Origin of the sequence: Flavobacterium crassostreae (genome assembly GCF_001831475.1) — a bacterium.
GTDB lineage: Bacteria > Bacteroidota > Bacteroidia > Flavobacteriales > Flavobacteriaceae > Flavobacterium > Flavobacterium crassostreae.
The window spans coordinates 2,135,724-2,153,938 of record NZ_CP017688.1; the positions used below are offsets into that span (position 1 = coordinate 2,135,724).

Sequence of the window (18,215 nt, forward strand, 5' to 3'; positions counted from 1 at the left end):
TGTAATTTCACATTTCAATAACAAAGTTAGATTTGATTGCTTTAAAATAAAACCAAATCCTTCCAAATATACTGCTCATAAAGCAAAACAAAACTAGTTAAGTTATTGATTTATAATAAATTAAGCTTTACTATTTTACAATGGCTAACCATCAAAAAGATTTTTTATTTGTATTGATTAAATCCCTTTCTAAGTCAGAAAAAAGGCAATTCAAAATTTTTGCCAGCAGATTAGAAACCAGTTCTCATACAAAATTTATGGAACTCTTCACTATTTTAGATAAATCCGAGAATTATGACGAAAAACTCATTCTAAAGAGTGGCGTTATTAAAAAAGTGCAACTCTCTAACCTAAAATCGTATTTGTACAAACAAATATTGGTTAGCATTCGGTTGAACATCCCTAGTCAAAATATCCGATACCAACTCCGAGAGCAAATTGATTTTGCAAGTATTTTGTATAATAAAGGATTGTACAAACAGAGTTTAAAAATTTTGGACAAAACCAAAATTCAGGCATTAGAAAATGACGAGAAATATATGGCTTTTGAAATTGTAGAATTCGAAAAATTAATAGAATCTCAATACATCACCCGAAGCATCCAGGGCCGTGCAGACGAACTAGTCATTCAGGCCAAGGAGCTAAATTATCGCAATACCATTTCGAGCAAGTTATCTAATTTGTCGCTGCAATTATATGGCATTATGCTAAAAACAGGCTATGTTAAAGACGATACCGAATACCAACAAATAGACGATTATTTTACCAAACACATAGCACATCTAGAAGAAAGTAAATTTGGGTTTAGAGAAAAATACTGGTTTTATAACGCCAATTTATGGCGCAGTTTTTTGGTGCAAGATTTTTTGAGTAGTTATAAATATGCCTACAAATGGGTTGCCTTGTTTTATGATAATCCAAAGATGATCCATCTCAATCCAGTATTTTTTTTAAAAGGGAACCATTATTTGTTGGAGTCGTTATTTATGTTAAAATACAAATCTAATTTTAAAAAATACTTACTGCAGTTAGAACAAACCATTCAAGACCCCCGTTTTCCTGTAAACGATAATATTGCTTCTTTGTCGTTTTTATATTTGTATAATAACAAATTAAATTACCACATTTTAGAGGGATCCTTTAAAGAAAGTGAGTATTTAATACCCGAAGTTTTACATAAAATAAAAATCCATAGTGAACATCTAGATGAACACCATGAAATGCTTTTTTATTACAAAATAGCCTGTATTTATTTTGGTACCGAAAAATATGCCGAATCGATCTATTATCTAGAAAAAATTATAAACAACAAAAACCTTAGCATGCGCGAGGATTTGATGTGTTTTGCCCGGTTGTTGTATTTGATTGTACATTATGAAATGGGCAAAGATTTTAACCTAGAATCTCAGTTAAAGAACACCTATAAGTTTCTTTTGAAAATGAATGATTTGCAAGAGGTTCAAAAAGAAATTATCCGCTTTTTGAAAAATTTAAACACCCTATACCCTGCCGATATTAAAAAAGAATTTATTAAAATGCGTGCCCGTTTTATAGAACTCGAAAACAATACCTACGAAAAAAGAGCCTTCTTATATTTGGATATCATTTCGTGGTTAGAGAGCAAAATTGAGAACAAAAAAATAGCCGAAATTATACAAGAAAAAGCCCAATTAAATAACCGCTAAAACAGCTCGTTCTAGCCAAAGGTTTCTCGGCCAATTATCTAAAACAATTTTAGTTGCAGAAGAAATGCAATAAAATACTAAAAAAAACAGACCTATAAGCCGGATTCTGTATTTGCAAAAGCAAACCCTTATCATTTATCTAGGTCTCAAATTACTCTGAGACTCCAACTATCTACCCTTCAGCAACAAACGAGAAGCTTTTAAATGCTGATATACTTGATATTTCACCGCATAGAGTTTACCTGGTTTCACTACAGCATTACCTGTACATACTTTCTGTTGCACTTGTCCTAATTTCAATACATTGAAACCGACGGGTGTTACCCGCTATGCTTCTCTATGGTGTCCGGACTTTCCTCTCTCTTGATTGCTCAAAACAGCGATAAGGCGGTCTGTTGGCTACAAATTTACATTATTTATTGGTTCGGTTGGTGTTTTCTGTTCGGTACTTTAACAACACTTTTGCAATGTCTTAAGTACAAAATAGTTACCTTTAAGAAATAAACCAGTACCCTTCTTAATTTATGAAAAATAAAATGTACCACTACGCCACGGTTTCTAAAGCATTAGATGATTTGCATGAAAAGGGATATACCTTTGATTTTAACATTCATGAGCAAGACATTGTCCAAAATCCACACAACTACCAAATAGAACATATCTATAGGTACGAAGGCAATACCGATCCAGGAGATGCGGCTATTGTATATGGAATAAAAGCAACCTCCGGAAAAAAAGGCGTGTTTGTGGCTGGTTTTTCGGCTAATTCTATTAATGATGCCGGCCAAACTCTAATTCAATTAAGTATCAAAAACAGACACAAAGACAGAGCCTAGATGGAGACTTTAAGAACTTAGTATGCAATTGGTAATAAAGCTATAAATTATAATTTTTAGAATTATACAAACTATCCTTTTTATAATATAAAGGCATTGCCTATCTTTGCTATCCAATTAAAATCTATGGAACAGTTTGTTGTATCAGCTCGTAAATACCGCCCACAAACATTTAAAGATGTGGTGGGGCAAAAAGCGATTACCAATACGTTATTGAATGCTATAGAGAGCAACCATTTGGCATCTGCATTATTGTTTACCGGACCTCGTGGTGTAGGCAAAACAACCTGCGCCCGTATTTTGGCCCGCAAAATTAACCAACCTGGTTATGATGATCCTACAGAAGATTTTGCCTTTAATGTATTTGAATTAGATGCTGCCTCCAACAACTCCGTGGACGATATCCGAAATTTAATTGACCAAGTTCGTATTCCGCCCCAAACAGGCAAATACAAAGTATATATAATTGACGAGGTGCACATGTTGTCTTCGGCGGCATTCAATGCGTTTTTAAAAACACTCGAAGAGCCACCTAAGCACGCAATCTTTATCTTGGCTACCACCGAGAAACACAAAATTATTCCAACTATTTTATCGCGTTGCCAGATTTTTGATTTTAAAAGAATCACCGTCAAAGATGCCAAAGAACATCTAGCAGAAGTAGCTACCAACCAAGGGATTACCTTTGAGGATGATGCCTTACATATAATTGCCCAAAAAGCAGATGGTGCCATGCGAGATGCCTTGTCTATTTTTGATCGAGTAGTATCGTATTGCGGCACCAATTTGACCCGTCAAGCCGTTACCGAAAATTTAAATGTACTGGATTACGAAACCTATAGCAACATAACCTACTTGTTGTTAGAGAACAAAATTCCAGATGTATTGCTGGCATTTAACACCATACTCTCCAAAGGATTTGATGCCCATCACTTTGTATCTGGGTTGGCGTCACACTTTAGAGATATATTAGTGAGTAAAACCCCAGCAACACTCCTTTTGTTAGAAGTTGGGGAACAAGCACAAAAAATATATGCAGAACAAGCACAAAAATGCAGTGCTGCCTTTTTGCTACAAGCGATAGAAATTGCTAATGATTGTGATTTAAAATATAAAGTAAGCCAAAACCAACGCTTGCTTGTAGAGCTTTGTTTGATGCAATTGGCTTCTATGGATATTGATGGCCAAAAAAAAAAGTAGTATCGTATATACTACCACCTAGTTATTTTAAAAAACAAGAAGACTCTATAGCCGAGGTTCCAAAACCAGCTACAACAAATACTACCCAAGCACCGCCTGTTGTACCCACACAAAAACCTGTCGAAGTAGTCCACACACCACCAGTAGAACGCACGGTTTCTAACCCATTGCCTACCACAGATGGGCCAAAGGTTTCTGCGTTTTCATTAGCAAGTATCAAAGCCAAAAAAGCCTTAGAAGAAAGTAGCAAAAACTTTGTAAAACCTACAGAGAACTTGCCCACCAAAGCATTTACCGAAACCGAAATGAAAATCCAGTGGACAAACTACGCTACCAAATTAGGAGTCAAAGGATTTAAGATAATGGAATCGTTGCTACTGATCAATGATCCAGTATTAAACGGCACTACAATTAGCATTGAGTTGCCCAACGAAGGTTCTAAATTGGATTTTGAAGGACAAATCAACGGATTAGTTGGGCATTTGCGAGGGCATTTGCACAACCATGACATTACTATAGAAGTAACCGTGAACGAAAGCATAGAAAGCAAACGAAGCTTTAACGACCAAGATCGATACAACCGTCTGCACGAAATAAACCCAAATATAGAGCTGTTGCGAACCACCTTTGGATTAGATATTAGCTAACCAAAATACGGATATACTTTAGATTACTCCCATTTTTTGCATCAAAAAAGTAGCACTTTTATTTTTGCAAACCCCCTCTCTAAGGGTATAATCAAAATGCAATTCATTGGCAACTATAGTTACTTCAAAACACTGGTTTGTCAAAATATCTGGATAGTCCTTGGTCGTTAAGCAAACCTCAATATCGTGGGTGGCTATTGCTCCTATGGCATTTTTGGCAAGTATTTTTTTGACCACTTCAATGGTACCATTGCGTTTGTCGTCCGAGTTGGTGCCTCTCAAGATTTCATCCAATAATACAAAAGCGGGTTTTTGATCTAAGGCATCCATAATTTGTTTCAACCTTTTGATTTCTGCAAAAAAATACGATTCACTATCCGACAAAGAATCCGATAATCGCATGGATACCAAAATAGGCATTGGATGCAATTGTGCTTCTTTGGCGCAGACCACAGAACCCATTCCGGACAAAACCATATTTACGCCTAAACTTCTCAAAAAAGTACTTTTTCCGGACATATTGGATCCAGTCAAAATTATAAATCTTTGTGGATGAAAATGGACCGTATTGCCCACTCTCTTTTCAGAATTTAGTAGCGGGTGGCTCAACTCTTTAAAATTAATTTTGTAGTCCGAATTTAATTCCGGATATACAAATTCTGGATTGTTGTATGCAAAATTAGCAAGACTATTGAGCATTTCAAATTCACCAATAATAGCCAACCAGGTTTCCAAAACAGTAGCATGAGCTTTTTTCCAAGCTATTAATTTTTTCAGAACATGTAGGTTAAATAGAAACGTACCATTAAATAAGGAAGCTGCCACTAAATTTCCGATGGTGTCCATGTTGGCAAACAATCCAGATAGTTTCTGGAGGTGTGAACTTGCTGGTGTGGTTTCAAAAACCAGTTGTTGTTGTAAGTCGATTAGTTTTTGAGATACAAAAGTTTCTTTTTCAATTTTATGGAGCAACAAACCATAGTGCTCGATCACTTTGTCCATAGATTCTGCATTGGCAATTTCTATTTGGATACGTTTTAAAAACAGCCCTAAAATAACCAAATTAAGGGCAAAAATAGAACCCAAATAAGACAAAAGCCCCATATTGCCCGTAAAGATGTAAGCTACCAAAACTCCCAAAAATAAAGCAGGCAAAAGGTATGAGGCAACATGTGTCCATTTAGGCAGTGCCGTACTCGGAAATTTGCTCCAAGTCAGCAAACCTTGATAAGACAACTGGGTATCCTTGCTCATTTTTGCGTAAGCCAAAAACTCCTGACGCCAATCTAATTTTTGAGACAACTCCTTTATGGCTTCTTGATTTTCTATAATTTGCTGGTTGGGCAACAGCGACAAAAGTTGGTTGGCAAGCGTTTTTTTGCCAATATAAGTAGCTGTTCGGTTTAGATTTTGAAACAACGAATGCTCCCCAAAAATATCCAAATCATAGGCATACGGGTGCTGAAAATCGTTAAAACTAGCACCATTTGCAAATGACAAACGGTTTTTTTCTAAATACTCGCGCTCGTTTTGGTTAATTTCTATAAGCGTTTCAGTAAGTATTTTCTTATGCAAGAGTGCAGCGTGCAAGCGCATCAAAACTATAAAAACGGCAAAAAAAACTACCGCCAAAACCCCATACAACAGGCTGTTTTGTTGCAAATATACATACCCAAAAGCCAAAAACAAAAAGATACTCACCAGTCTCAAAAAACTTATTGTGGTATATTTTTTATGGATTAAAGCCAGTTTTTGCGAGTACTTATTTTGATTGGATTGGTAACGGTTCATGGTATAAAGTATAAAATACAAATATAGAATTATGGCACAAAAAGAACCCTAATAAAAACTTAAATTGCCAGTATTTTTTCTAAAAATAAAGCAGTCCAAATTTTTGAAATTCGGACTGCTTTATTAAAGGCATAAACACGGTTTACTCCTTTTTAAAACCATTTTAATAGACTAAGCTTTTATGGCAATGGACAAAATGGGAATTTCAAAAGTTTTAGAGAATTTTTTGGTCAAACTAGGATTCATGATTCCTTCAAAAAAACCTCTTTTGTAGGTTAACATAGTCAATACATCAACCTCTTTGTATGCTATAAAGTCCAAAATAGACGCTTTTATTTCGTCACTAGGTACCACAAAAAAAGATACCGCTTCGTCCTTAAAATCCTCTTCCCATTTTTGGATAGTTGTTTTATCCACATCCGATTCGGAGGTTTGTACATACAAACACTTTACCTCTGCACCAGCAAATTTGGCAATTTTTAAAACTTTTTTGAGTGCTTTTTTATCTTTTTTTCTAAATCTAGTAGTAAATCCTATAGTATCTATTGGCTTGTAAACCGCCTCAGATGGCACGCTCAACAACGGCACCTCAATATTGGTCAGTACATTGGCCGTGTTGGTCTCCGAGAAAAAAGAAGTCCAGCCCGTAGAGCCACCTTCGGTTCCCATAACCACATAATCAATTTGGTCTTCCTTAATTGCTTTTTCGATGGCATACACCAAACCACCCTCCATCAAACGATGCGTCATTTTAATTCCATCCAGATTGCGCTGCGCAGCAATAGCCCGTAATTTCGGAATCTCCTCTTTAAACATATCAAACTGAGACAACTCTAAAGACTCATAAAGCACCATATAATTTTGCGGAAAAAACTGACTATCATAAACAGGCAACTCAAAGGTATGTAACAAAATCAGCTCCCCTTGCACCATTTTGGCAAACTCTAGAGCATGAACAAAGGCGTTAGTAGCCGTTGGAGAAAAATCAGTCGGAAAAAGAATGCGTTTCATAGTAGCGTTTTTTTAGGATTAATAAACCAAAATTAAGTCTAAAAATACACCAATACTATGATAAAAATCACTTCTTTATCAAAAATTTAAGAAAAAATTAGGGCGTGCCACCAGCCCTAAAAATGGGCTATTTAGATTCTCGTCAGGGCCCATTTTTAGTCCTGCTGTCGGGCTATACGCGCTACTTTGGTAGCTAGCTCCTATCCCTCACGCAAATACAGCCCAGAATCCCTCAAAAATCCTTTCCATCCCTTAGTAAGATTTAGTACCTTTGCACCCAATCCAAACAAAATGCTAAACAACCAAACCATAGTAGCACTAGCCACCGCATCTGGAGCTGGCGCCATAGCCATTATCCGAATATCCGGACCAGAAGCCATTGCAATCAGTGACTCCGTTTTTCGATCCATCAAAAACAAACGCTTGCTCCAACAAAAAACCCATACCTTACATTTGGGGCATATAGTCGAGAACCACAAAACCCTAGATGAAGTATTGGTATCCCTGTTCAAAGGGCCCCACTCCTACACCGGCGAAGATACCATCGAAATCTCCTGCCACGGTTCTACCTACATCCAGCAACAAATCATTCAATTATTGCTCCGCAAAGGTTGTCGTATGGCCGAGGCAGGAGAGTTTACCTTACGCGCCTTTTTGAACGGAAAATTAGATTTATCCCAAGCCGAAGCCGTGGCAGATCTAATTGCCTCAGACAACGAAGCCTCCCACCAAATAGCCATGCAACAAATGCGTGGTGGATTCTCTAACGAAATTGCCAAACTCCGCGAAGAATTATTAAACTTTGCCTCCCTAATAGAATTAGAATTAGACTTTGCCGAAGAAGACGTAGAATTTGCAGACAGAACCCAATTTCAGGAACTCCTAAACCGAATCGAACTGGTGCTCAAACGCCTAATAGACTCCTTTGCAGTAGGTAATGTAATCAAAAACGGTATTCCGGTAGCCATTGTAGGAGAACCCAACGTTGGCAAATCCACACTATTAAATGCTTTATTAAACGAGGAGCGCGCCATTGTCTCCGAAATAGCAGGCACCACCCGAGACACCATAGAAGACGAATTGGTCATTGGAGGCATTGGTTTTAGATTTATTGACACCGCAGGAATTAGAGAAACCAAAGACATAGTAGAAAGCATTGGGATCAAAAAAACTTTTGAAAAAATAGAACAAGCCCAAGTGGTTTTGTATCTATTTGATAGTTTAAAATTTCAGGTACAAAGTTCCGAATACATCCTTGAGATCGAAAAAATAAAAAACCAATTTCCTCTAAAACCTTTGGTGGTTGTGATCAATAAAATAGAATTGTTAAGCACCGATACCGTTACACAAATAAAACACCAACTACAGCCCTTAAATGTAATTCTGCAAACTATTTCTGCCAAAGAAAACATAGGCATTGAGGATCTTAAAAATCAACTACTCTCTTTTGTCAATACTGGAGCATTGCGCAATAACGAAACAATTGTTACCAACACAAGGCATTATGACTCCTTACTTAAAGCATTAGACGAAATACAAAAAGTAAAATATGGCCTAGAGATACACCTATCGAGTGATTTAATGGCCCTAGATATAAAAGAAGCTTTGTACCAATTTGGCACCATTACAGGTCAAGTAACCAATGATGAATTGCTAGGTAATATTTTTGCTAATTTCTGTATCGGGAAATAAATATACTTTCTTTAAGCTTCTTTAACTTTCTATAGCTTGACTGCCATTGATTTAGTTGTATTTCGACTTTCTTATATTGTCTTTAATTCATACATTTGTTACACTCTATGTACACCTTAAAGCAAAAAAGGTGTAAAAATGTACACCTATGAATATTACTTTAAAGAAAAAGAAATTACAAAATGGCAAGTTCAGCTTATTCCTAGAATACTACAAAGGCTCTTCCATAAATACAGAAGGCAAAAGAATCCATCTAAGAGATTTTGAGTATTTAAAACTATATCCGCATCAGGATCCAAAAACTGCTGCTGAAAAAAAAGAGAATAAGGAAATTGATACTTTAAGCGAGCAAATTTTATCAATTAGAAAGGCAGAATACTTTCAAGGTAAATTTGATATAAAAAACACAGCTAAGTCAAAAAGATTGTTTTTAGATTATTTCATGGAGAAAACGGAAGATAAAGTTGATTCTCCTAAAAATTACGGCAACTGGACGGCTACCTCACTTCATTTAAAACGATGTATTTCAGCGAACTTAACCTTTGATGAAGTTAATGAAGATTTCGTTAAAAGAGTACGGTTGTATTTCGAAAAAGAAGCCAAAACAAAAAGCAACCTTTCTTTATCTTTAAACTCAAAATATTCTTATTTCAATAAATTTAAAGCAGCACTTCGCAGTGCCTTTGATGATGGCTATATTTCTATTAATTATGCTTCCAAAATAAAATCATTTGAGCAAGCAGAAAGCCAGAGAGAATACTTAACCTTTCAAGAACTTCAGCAATTAGCTCAAACAGAATGTAAATATGAAGTGCTAAAACGTGCATTTATATTTTCCTGTTTAGTAGGGTTACGCTGGTCAGACATTAATACCTTGGTTTGGTCAGAAGTTAGAGATGAAGGAGAAGTAAGCAGGGTGAATTTTAGACAAGAAAAAACCGATGGTGTTGAATATCTTTATATTTCTAGTCAAGCCCGTGAGCTATTACAAACTAGACAATCACCAACAGACAGAGTTTTTGTTGGCCTAAAGTACAGTACGGTTTATAATAATGAAATTGTAAGATGGTGCAATCGTGCCGGAATCTCTAAACACATTACTTTTCACAGTGCCAGACATACTAATGCAGTTCTATTATTAGAAAACGGAGCAGACATCTACACCGTTTCCAAAAGATTAGGACACCGTGAAATACGCACTACGGCAATTTATGCCAAAATTGTTGATCAAAAAATGAAAGAAGCTTCGAACCTTATACCTACTATCAAACTTTAAATTATGGAAAATATTAGCTACATTATTGTAATCTCTATATTAATCAACTTATTAATTCAAGCTGGATTAATATTCAGATATTATTACCCTCTACTTATAGAATATTTTAACAATAAAAAAATTACTTGGAATTCAAATCACGACAGAATAGTTACAGTTGCATTTATGATGTGTTTACTCTTAAGTGTTTATTTTAGCCAAATATTATTTCAATTTTCCAAAGGGTCATATTTTATAACTCTTTACCTAAGTGTACTTGTTATTTTGACAATTTTCATCTTTTTAATTCAAAAAATGGGGAATACAAAAAGAACCAAGAACATCCTGATTATACCTAACCAAGAAAAAAAAACTTAGATTTTGAAAACCTATTTACTCAAGAAGAACTAGAAAAAATATTTAATAAATTAATGGAAAACGATTTTATAGAAGTAATAAAAAATAATGAAGACATTTTAGATAAAAATCTTTTTATAAAAACACTTAGCGAAGGAATTTTGCCAAACGAACCAATTTTTAAATTAAATATGGATAATATTCAAACAAAAGAGTTTCATAAATTATTTAAAAGAAAATGCAAGAGATTATCTATACCTATGTTTTTGAAAATATTTAATATAAAAAATGAAACAGCCACTCCAGCATCAATCAGTTCTTCAAATAGTAAAAATCTAAACGGTGCTAAAAAGAAAGATATAATCGAATCTATATTTTAGGTTAACATTTTGAGATAAATAGGTTAACCGTATTAACACATTAACCTTTGCCCCCTTGCTTTTAGTGACATTTGTTCCCATAACAATAACACATATCACTTATGGAAAGCAATGCAATCATTCAGAAATTAACCCAATTAGAAAAACTTATTATTGGGACAAACAAACAAATCTTCACAGTAGATGATGTTGTAAACTACACAGGGTTCTCTAAAAGTTATGTATACAAACTTGTACATCATAACATACTCCCCTATTCAAAACCTAACAATCGAACTTTGTTTTTTACTAAGACAGAGATCGATGAATGGTTACTTCAAAACAAATCAAAATCAATCTCTCAGATTGAAAAAGAAGCTATCAATTATACAAATGCTGTAAAAAAATAAAAGCGTCCAATTCCGCCGAATTGTAACGCTCTATTTAAACACTAACCTTGTTGTATCTCACAAAGATACAATAAAACCATATTGTATAATGAAAAACTTGTATTTAAGAATAGGAACATCCTATTTTAAGAAATCCTTATATCCTTTATCTTCAGGAGACCGCATTGAAATTTTAGTCATTTGGTCAGCCGAATTGATCCGACAAGACCACGGTAAAAATATCTTATCCGAAATCGAACGGTTTGACGGTTTTATATGTATTCCTGAAAATAGACCAGAATATTTTAAAAAAAGAGTCCAGGACTACTACAATACGTACCACCAAATTAGTAAATCGCCTATAGAAGGCGATATTACCAATACTCTTAGTTTTTTGTCTCATATTTTTGGTGAGCAACTTGAATTAGGTCTTGATTATTTGCAGTTAATTTATTTAAAACCAACTCAGATTTTGCCCATTCTTTGTTTAGTCAGCAAGGAGCGTTCTACTGGTAAATCAACCTTTTTAAAATGGCTAAAAGAAATTTTCGAATACAACCTCACTTTCTTAACCAACAGTGATTTTACATCAAACTTTAACTCTGACTGGAGCTCTAAACTATTGATCTGTATTGATGAAGTTTTATTTAAGACGGATGAACTCACAGAACGTATAAAATACCTGTCTACAACTAACACGCACAAGACCGAAGCCAAAGGAAAAGATAAAAAAGAAGCTTCCTTTTTTGGCAAATTTATTCTTTGTTCTAATAATGAAACTTCATTTATAAAAATAGATTCTGATGAAATTCGATTTTGGATTATTAAAGTGAATCGTTACAAAAAGGAAGATGTGAATGTTTTAAAAAAGCTAATTACTGAAATCCCCGCCTTTTTACATTTTCTTACCAATAGAAAATTAGCAACCGAGAACCAAACTAGAATGTGGTTCACTCCTGAACAAATTAAAACCAATGCCTTAATGAGGTTAGTGAGGCATAACTCAAACCAAATTGAGAGAGAAGTGGCTAATGTCATATTGAATACAATGGAAAGCTTAGATATAGAAACATTAGATTTTTGTTTCTCTGATTTATTGAATATTCTAAACAAATTTAAGATCAAATATGATGCTGTTGAAATAAAAAATATAGTTCGCAAAAATTGGAAATTAGAACAGGCAAAAAACTCAAATCAATATCAAAAAGTAACCATTACAAACGACCTAGATTTTTATCAAAATTTAACCAAAGGACGCTATTACTCAATTACCCGAGATTTTTTATTTGATTTTAGTGACGAATTGATGACAGACCATGATTAAGTCAACAACAGTAAGGCTTTAGCTTGTCATCACTTTGTCATCAAAAAATAAAGTGATGACAAAAAAATGATGACAGCAATTCAAAAGTGATGACGTGATGACAAAATGATGACACGTCAACCCTTGTAAATATTAATGCTCCCGCTGTTTGTCATCAATTCATCACTTTTTTCACTTTTTTTAACCCCCTAAAAACACAGCCATGAATACGACCCAAGCAAGAGAAATTCCAATAGAAAAAGTACTCCAAAATTTAGGATGTGAACCTACCAAAACAAATGATAATGACAGTTGGTATTTGTCTCCTTTTCGGATAGAAAAAACAGCTTCATTTAAGCTCAATAAGAAACTAAATCGATGGTATGACTACGGAGAACAAAATGGTGGTAATGTGATCGATTTTGTGATTCTAAAATTTGGATTCAGTGTTACTGAAGCTTTGGATTATTTAAAAAAATTTGAAACTTTTTTTTCTTTTCAAAAGCAAATATCCGAAGTCGTTGACATAAAAAACGAAAATAGTCCGACTATAATTAAAATAATTCCTGTTCAACATTCTGCTTTAATTGAGTATTTAAACCAAAGAGGAATTACAAAATTTAGGAGTGTAAAACAACTAAAAGAAATTCATTATACGATTCAAGAAAAAAAATATTTCGCCCTTAGTTTTGAAAATAATAGCGGAGGATTTGAAGTCCGAAATAAATATGCAAAGCTCTGTTTAAACAAAAAAGACAGTACTACAATCTTAAATAACGGAACTACAATAAGAGTATTCGAGGGCTTTTTTGATTTCCTATCTTTTAATGTTTTTGAAAATTTAGTGATAGATAAAGCAGACTATTTGATTTTAAATTCAGTGGCTTTATTAAACAAAAACACCGCTATTTTATCTAATTATACCGCTATTGAATTGTACCTCGATAATGATGAAGCAGGAGACAAATACACAAGCTTAATTCTAAACCAATTTTCTACAGCTCAAGATTGTAGAACAATATATAACGGATTTAAGGATCTTAACGAATACCATATGTCAGCATGTTTAAAAGAGGATTCTATATAAAGATTAGAAAGAGCAAGAGGGATTCACGCAGTAGCGTGAATATTTTATAAAGTACTGATTTTCAAGGTGTGTTTTTATTTTGTTTTTTAATAATACCACACTTTATACCACAATTGAGCAATGAAGGCAATAAAACAGCTGGTTATTATAATAAACGTACCACAAAATGGATGACAATGAGAAAAGACATAAGAATAAGTGTAGAAGCTAAAAATAAATTTGATGTATTAAATACTAAAGAAAAATTTAGTACAGCCAGTGAATGTATTATACAAATCTGTAATTTTTTTGAAGAAAACAACCTTTCTCCCAAGGATAAAATTGGAGTAAAAACTGCCAATTCTTTCAATGAACTTGAAAAGGTTTTTAAAGTAGAATTAATGTTATTAAAAGAATTTATAAAGACCGATTCTCAAAGTTTACGCAAGCGTCATGGAGCAATTGAAAAAGAATATTTCATACCGCTGAATCGAAAAATTTCTGAAATAGATTCCAAACTCAACATCAAAGAAAACCTCAATACAGAAAATAAAAACGAATTAGAAAAACTTTATTTAAAACAAAAAGAGATAGACGAACTTCAAAAAACGCTTCGAGAAACTTCACGGATTTTAAAAAGAATTAGTGAGAATTTATCAATTGAAAATTTACAAGGGAAGAATTATCCCGTTATTAATTTAGAAGAGTACGAGTTAGAAAACATTGTCAAATACACCGCATTATTATGAAATTAAAAAGAGGGGTTTTGTTTCCCGAAAATCAAAAAGAAGAACCAATTGTAATTTCAGAACAAGAAAGCAATAAAGCAAAAACAAAATCAACTTCAGTTTTTTTTAGCGATACTTTTTCCAATGTAGATTATCAAAAAATGTGGAGGTATATTGGAATTTTCATTATCACACTATTGCTTTTTATAGTTCTAATTTTTGTAATAAACGAATTTAAAAAGGGACAAGAAGAGCAAGTAAAGGAAAAAGCAACACTAGTTCAAGAAGAAATAAACGATTGCTATGGAATGCTGAATGCCCTTAAAACATATAAAGCTTCACGCAAAAGGAAAGAATTTATAAAAAGTAGAATAAATACTAAACTTGATAGCTTGATTTTTGTTCGAGATAATTTAAAAGCACAATAATGCATATTTCATTTACAGCACATCAAGCTTCGGGAAGCACATCGTGTTCGAATTTGATTGAATACTTGGAAAAGGAAAATCAATTACAAGAATCAAACGAAAAATTTTTCAATTCAGAATTCCAATGTACTGATGCTAGTAGTGGAATTGATGGGACAAAAGTACTTAGGGACATTGATACCAATCGTGGTTCTCAAAATTTTGAAAGTTCTAATTTTTATATGCTTAATATTTCACCCAGTGCTAAAGAACTCACACACATGGAAAGTTTGGCCGTTGATACACTAACCAAGAGAGGATTTGATGAAGATTCTAATCGGGAAAACGTATACTATATCGAACAAAAAGATGAACTGATGAAAATTCAGATGAAGCTTTACACACAAGATCTCATGAATGAATATGCCACTAATTTCGGTAGGGAAATATATTGCAATGAAGAAAAGCTCCCTAATGCCGTGGAGAAAAAAGAATTGAATTTAGAAACGGATCAAATATTTGCAGACTATCTTAAAGAAAAAGGAATTGAAGTTGACTCTAAAGAAGAAACAAAATCCAAACAATGGATTGAAGTTAATAACATTCAAATCATTGAACAGAAAGGGAAATCAGCTTTAATTCAATTGGATTTAGAAGAAGGAGGAAAAGCAACTGTTTTTGTTCCTAAAACCGCTTTGCAACTTCAAGAAAACGGAAATTACAAGCTACCCGAAAACGTATACCATGCCAAAGTAAACGAAGTGATTGACAAAAACACTTTGAGTACTATAAATGCTGATTTTAAAAGTGTTTCAGAATTAAAAAACAAAGAGAAGGTTTTTAATTTTTCCATCCAAGACCAAAGATTTAAAGAACCACTCACTTACTCTATTAATCAAAAAGACCTGACTATAAAAAAAGGCGAATATTTTACCTCCGAACATTTGTTAAAAGAAAAGACAAACAAGGCAATACAGAAAGCGATTGACAAAGAATTTGGAAAGGACAAAGAAAGAATCTATCAGGAATTAGCACACAAAAAAGGATTTGATTTATCCACCAGACCATTGACAGGAGATGATTTGCTTTGGTATGGAAAAATTGAAAGTTCAAGAACCTACAAGGCGAATGATAAATTTGCTGTTCAAAATAAAAACACCCTTGATCTAATCAATAAGCTAGAGCAAACCAAGGGAGATAAAAAGGAAATTAAAACACTAAAGGAGAATCTGCATAGAGATAAAGAAACAGGAAAAATTATTGAAGGTGGCGATAAGAAAGGCGGGATGCAAATTCACGCTCACGTAGTCGTTTCACGCCATGACAAAACCATGAAGAATCCACGAAATAAACTTTCTCTTTCGCCACTAGCTAATGCAAAGGAGAGCAGAACCCAGCACGGAGAAAAAATAGGCTTTGATAGAACTGTTTTTTTTCAGAAAGGAGAAAAAGTATTCGATACCAAATTTGAATACGACAGACCCAAAGAGCAAACGTTCAATCATTACAATCAGGAGAAAAAAGAGCTTAAAGGATTGAAAAACGAAATAACAGGACAGGTAAAAGGAAAAGCTACACAATTCTTATTGGAACACTCAGGACTTTCGGAAATCAAACAACAAATAAGCCCTGTAGCCTCTATAAAAAAAGAACTTGGTATTGTGGCAAATATCCCTACCAATTTACCAAAAGGAGTGATTGATTTCGCTTTTAAAACCGTAAGAGCAATGGGTCAAGATATGGGCTATTAATTGCAGTACTAACTTTCAAATAAACAACAACCTTATAAATTTTAAAACATGCCGAAAATTATATTAATAACACACCAAAAAGGAGGCGTTGGTAAAAGCACTCTTACTTTTAATCTTGCACAAAATTTTGCTACAAATTCTAGAGTTGCCGTATTAGATTTTGATTTACAAGGAAGCTTGAGCCAATTAGAAGAATTGGTTACAGATTTTAAAATCATTCCCTATCAAGATAAATTGGAAAGCATTTCAGAGCTGAAATATGATTTTATATTTATAGACACTCCCCCTTATTTATCTAATCATTTAGCTAAATTAATTTCAATATCGGATTTAATTATTGTGCCAACTAAAGCAGGTATTCTAGACCTGCTGGCCATAAAAAGCACTCTTACAATTATTGAACAAGAGCAAAGAACTGCAGATACCTTGGTTGTTTTTAATATGACAAAGCCAAACACGACTTTAACCCTAGACATTTTGATTGGCTTAGAAGAATACAAGGTAAAAATTGCTACTACACATATTAGTGATTTGGTTGCCTTTACCCGCTCAGTGCTGTTAAAAGGGGTTTCAAATGATAAAAATGCACAAAATCAGATTGACCAACTTACAGCAGAAGTTTTAACCAAGCTAATATAAATATAGAAAAATACAATTCTATAAAAATACAAATCTATCATTATGGAAAAACAAAACATCAATGACCTCATTAATAAGGCAAAATCAAGCAATCAGCAAAAAGCAATTCAAAAGATTGTGCCCATTCTTAACAAAGAAGTCGATGAAGTACAATTCTCTTTTTACATAGAAAAAGAGCTTCTTAAAAAATTAAAAATGAAGGCTTTGCAAGAAGACACCAGTATGAAGCAACTGGTAAATGATGCTGTAAAATCATTCCTTGCAGAGTTGTAAAATAAAAAATATGAATTCTATAAAATATTTTCAATTGATGTTAAAGTTCGTGAAGATCTTGTTGAATACTATTTTAAAGTAGAGTAAAAATGAACTAAAATTTCAACCATAAATAGCCAATCATTCATTGGCTATTTATGGTTGATCTTATAAAAGGTTTTAAAAAATAAAAAGATCTTTCAAATCCCTTTTAATAGAATGGAATTCTATTATTTTTTCATAATCGTTTTTCGAAATTTTTCCATTTAAAATATTAGTTGTTGCAATGCTTTCGATATAAAAATATATTGACAACGTGAGTATGTGATGAACCTGTCCTTTAATAAGGAAATTTAATATCACAGAATCTATCGTATCGGGAGAGTTATTTGGATTTGACGATTTAGAGTTTGCTATCAGTCCATTTACTAATGATACTCCGTGTAATAAATCTTCATTTTCACAAAGAACTTTAATCACATTAACTTTTTCTTCTTTGCTGCAGCTGCTCAAAAAATTCTCTATGCAGCTTAAAAAATACATATTATAATTACCATCGATGTTGATTAAAGAATTTACTAATTCCTGTGTTATTGGGATAAATTCAACATCTTGATTTATTTTCTTTTCACCAGTTAAAATTAAATTTACTAATGATTTAATTGGGCTGTAAAATTTTTTGTTTTTCATAATGCCTTATTTTAAGTTAAAAAAAAGGCGCGAGTCTAATGTCAATCGTAACTGAGGCTTGCGACGGCCCGACAACCAGAAAGACTTAGCCCACGCCAATATAAGGCACGGGCGTAAGTCTATCATAAATTGGTTGTCAAATGAAGGTCGCAATTTC

18 protein-coding genes and 1 other RNA gene are annotated in these 18,215 nt (G+C 33.5%); 15 read left to right on the plus strand and 4 right to left on the minus strand.

The window, feature by feature from the left end; genetic code table 11:
- The first annotated feature begins 140 nt into the window (after nucleotides 1–140).
- A complete protein-coding gene (locus LB076_RS09580) occupies nucleotides 141–1,685 on the plus strand; it encodes a hypothetical protein (RefSeq protein WP_066330819.1) in 1,545 nt (514 codons plus the stop codon).
- A gap of 79 nt (nucleotides 1,686–1,764) precedes the next feature.
- Here the strand turns inward: LB076_RS09580 and rnpB are convergent.
- Nucleotides 1,765–2,084: RNase P RNA component class A (rnpB, locus tag LB076_RS09585), an RNA gene on the minus strand.
- A gap of 125 nt (nucleotides 2,085–2,209) precedes the next feature.
- Between rnpB and LB076_RS09590 the strand changes: the two genes are divergently transcribed.
- The 3 genes from LB076_RS09590 (at nucleotide 2,210) to LB076_RS09600 (ending at nucleotide 4,368) form a co-directional block, all read left to right on the plus strand.
- A complete protein-coding gene (locus LB076_RS09590) occupies nucleotides 2,210–2,521 on the plus strand; it encodes a hypothetical protein (RefSeq protein ID WP_066330822.1) in 312 nt (103 codons plus the stop codon).
- Between the two features lie 126 nt (nucleotides 2,522–2,647).
- The gene (gene dnaX / locus LB076_RS09595) at nucleotides 2,648–3,721 is read left to right on the plus strand and encodes a DNA polymerase III subunit gamma/tau (RefSeq protein ID WP_066330824.1); all 1,074 of its coding nucleotides are present in this window, start codon (nucleotides 2,648–2,650) and stop codon (nucleotides 3,719–3,721) included.
- A 167-nt stretch (nucleotides 3,722–3,888) separates the two neighbouring features.
- The gene (locus LB076_RS09600; RefSeq protein ID WP_232505646.1) at nucleotides 3,889–4,368 is read left to right on the plus strand and encodes a DNA polymerase III subunit gamma/tau; all 480 of its coding nucleotides are present in this window, start codon (nucleotides 3,889–3,891) and stop codon (nucleotides 4,366–4,368) included.
- 18 nt (nucleotides 4,369–4,386) lie between these two features.
- Here LB076_RS09600 and LB076_RS09605 read toward each other — a convergent pair whose 3' ends face one another.
- The gene (locus tag LB076_RS09605) at nucleotides 4,387–6,159 is read right to left on the minus strand and encodes a MutS-related protein (RefSeq protein WP_066330834.1); all 1,773 of its coding nucleotides are present in this window, start codon (nucleotides 6,157–6,159) and stop codon (nucleotides 4,387–4,389) included.
- A gap of 171 nt (nucleotides 6,160–6,330) precedes the next feature.
- On the minus strand, nucleotides 6,331–7,170 hold the full coding sequence (locus LB076_RS09610; protein WP_066330837.1) for a universal stress protein: 840 nt from the start codon (nucleotides 7,168–7,170) through the stop codon (nucleotides 6,331–6,333).
- Between the two features lie 291 nt (nucleotides 7,171–7,461).
- On the opposite strand from LB076_RS09610, the gene mnmE reads away from it, so the two are divergent.
- The 11 genes from mnmE to LB076_RS09670 all read left to right on the plus strand — a co-directional run bounded on the left by mnmE (nucleotide 7,462) and on the right by LB076_RS09670 (nucleotide 17,389).
- The gene (mnmE, locus tag LB076_RS09615) at nucleotides 7,462–8,862 is read left to right on the plus strand and encodes a tRNA uridine-5-carboxymethylaminomethyl(34) synthesis GTPase MnmE (RefSeq protein ID WP_066330967.1); all 1,401 of its coding nucleotides are present in this window, start codon (nucleotides 7,462–7,464) and stop codon (nucleotides 8,860–8,862) included.
- A 148-nt stretch (nucleotides 8,863–9,010) separates the two neighbouring features.
- Nucleotides 9,011–10,138 carry a site-specific integrase gene (locus LB076_RS09620; protein ID WP_066330840.1) on the plus strand — a complete coding sequence of 376 codons (1,128 nt, stop codon included), beginning with the start codon at nucleotides 9,011–9,013 and terminating at the stop codon, nucleotides 10,136–10,138.
- 410 nt (nucleotides 10,139–10,548) lie between these two features.
- Nucleotides 10,549–10,854, plus strand: a complete 306-nt coding sequence (locus LB076_RS09630) for a hypothetical protein (protein ID WP_066330847.1) — start codon at nucleotides 10,549–10,551, stop codon at nucleotides 10,852–10,854.
- Nucleotides 10,855–10,955: 101 nt separating this feature from the next.
- Nucleotides 10,956–11,243 carry a helix-turn-helix transcriptional regulator gene (locus LB076_RS09635; RefSeq protein WP_066330849.1) on the plus strand — a complete coding sequence of 96 codons (288 nt, stop codon included), beginning with the start codon at nucleotides 10,956–10,958 and terminating at the stop codon, nucleotides 11,241–11,243.
- Between the two features lie 88 nt (nucleotides 11,244–11,331).
- A complete protein-coding gene (locus LB076_RS09640) occupies nucleotides 11,332–12,546 on the plus strand; it encodes a primase-helicase family protein (protein ID WP_066330852.1) in 1,215 nt (404 codons plus the stop codon).
- A 202-nt stretch (nucleotides 12,547–12,748) separates the two neighbouring features.
- Nucleotides 12,749–13,612: a toprim domain-containing protein gene (locus LB076_RS09645; RefSeq protein ID WP_066330854.1), complete on the plus strand. Its 864-nt coding sequence runs from the start codon at nucleotides 12,749–12,751 to the stop codon at nucleotides 13,610–13,612.
- A gap of 176 nt (nucleotides 13,613–13,788) precedes the next feature.
- Nucleotides 13,789–14,340, plus strand: coding sequence for a BfmA/BtgA family mobilization protein (locus tag LB076_RS09650; protein WP_141672795.1), 552 nt, complete (start codon nucleotides 13,789–13,791; stop codon nucleotides 14,338–14,340).
- The gene (locus LB076_RS09655; protein WP_066330864.1) at nucleotides 14,337–14,747 is read left to right on the plus strand and encodes a hypothetical protein; all 411 of its coding nucleotides are present in this window, start codon (nucleotides 14,337–14,339) and stop codon (nucleotides 14,745–14,747) included. The genes LB076_RS09650 and LB076_RS09655 overlap by 4 nt, the downstream gene beginning before the upstream one ends.
- The gene (locus tag LB076_RS09660) at nucleotides 14,747–16,477 is read left to right on the plus strand and encodes a DUF5712 family protein (protein WP_066330867.1); all 1,731 of its coding nucleotides are present in this window, start codon (nucleotides 14,747–14,749) and stop codon (nucleotides 16,475–16,477) included. The genes LB076_RS09655 and LB076_RS09660 overlap by 1 nt, the downstream gene beginning before the upstream one ends.
- A gap of 48 nt (nucleotides 16,478–16,525) precedes the next feature.
- A complete protein-coding gene (locus tag LB076_RS09665) occupies nucleotides 16,526–17,116 on the plus strand; it encodes a ParA family protein (RefSeq protein ID WP_066330873.1) in 591 nt (196 codons plus the stop codon).
- A gap of 42 nt (nucleotides 17,117–17,158) precedes the next feature.
- Nucleotides 17,159–17,389, plus strand: coding sequence for a hypothetical protein (locus LB076_RS09670; RefSeq protein ID WP_066330875.1), 231 nt, complete (start codon nucleotides 17,159–17,161; stop codon nucleotides 17,387–17,389).
- A gap of 159 nt (nucleotides 17,390–17,548) precedes the next feature.
- On the opposite strand, the gene LB076_RS09675 is transcribed toward LB076_RS09670, so the two are convergent.
- Nucleotides 17,549–18,058, minus strand: a complete 510-nt coding sequence (locus LB076_RS09675) for a hypothetical protein (RefSeq protein ID WP_066330877.1) — start codon at nucleotides 18,056–18,058, stop codon at nucleotides 17,549–17,551.
- Between the last annotated feature and the right edge of the window lie 157 nt (nucleotides 18,059–18,215).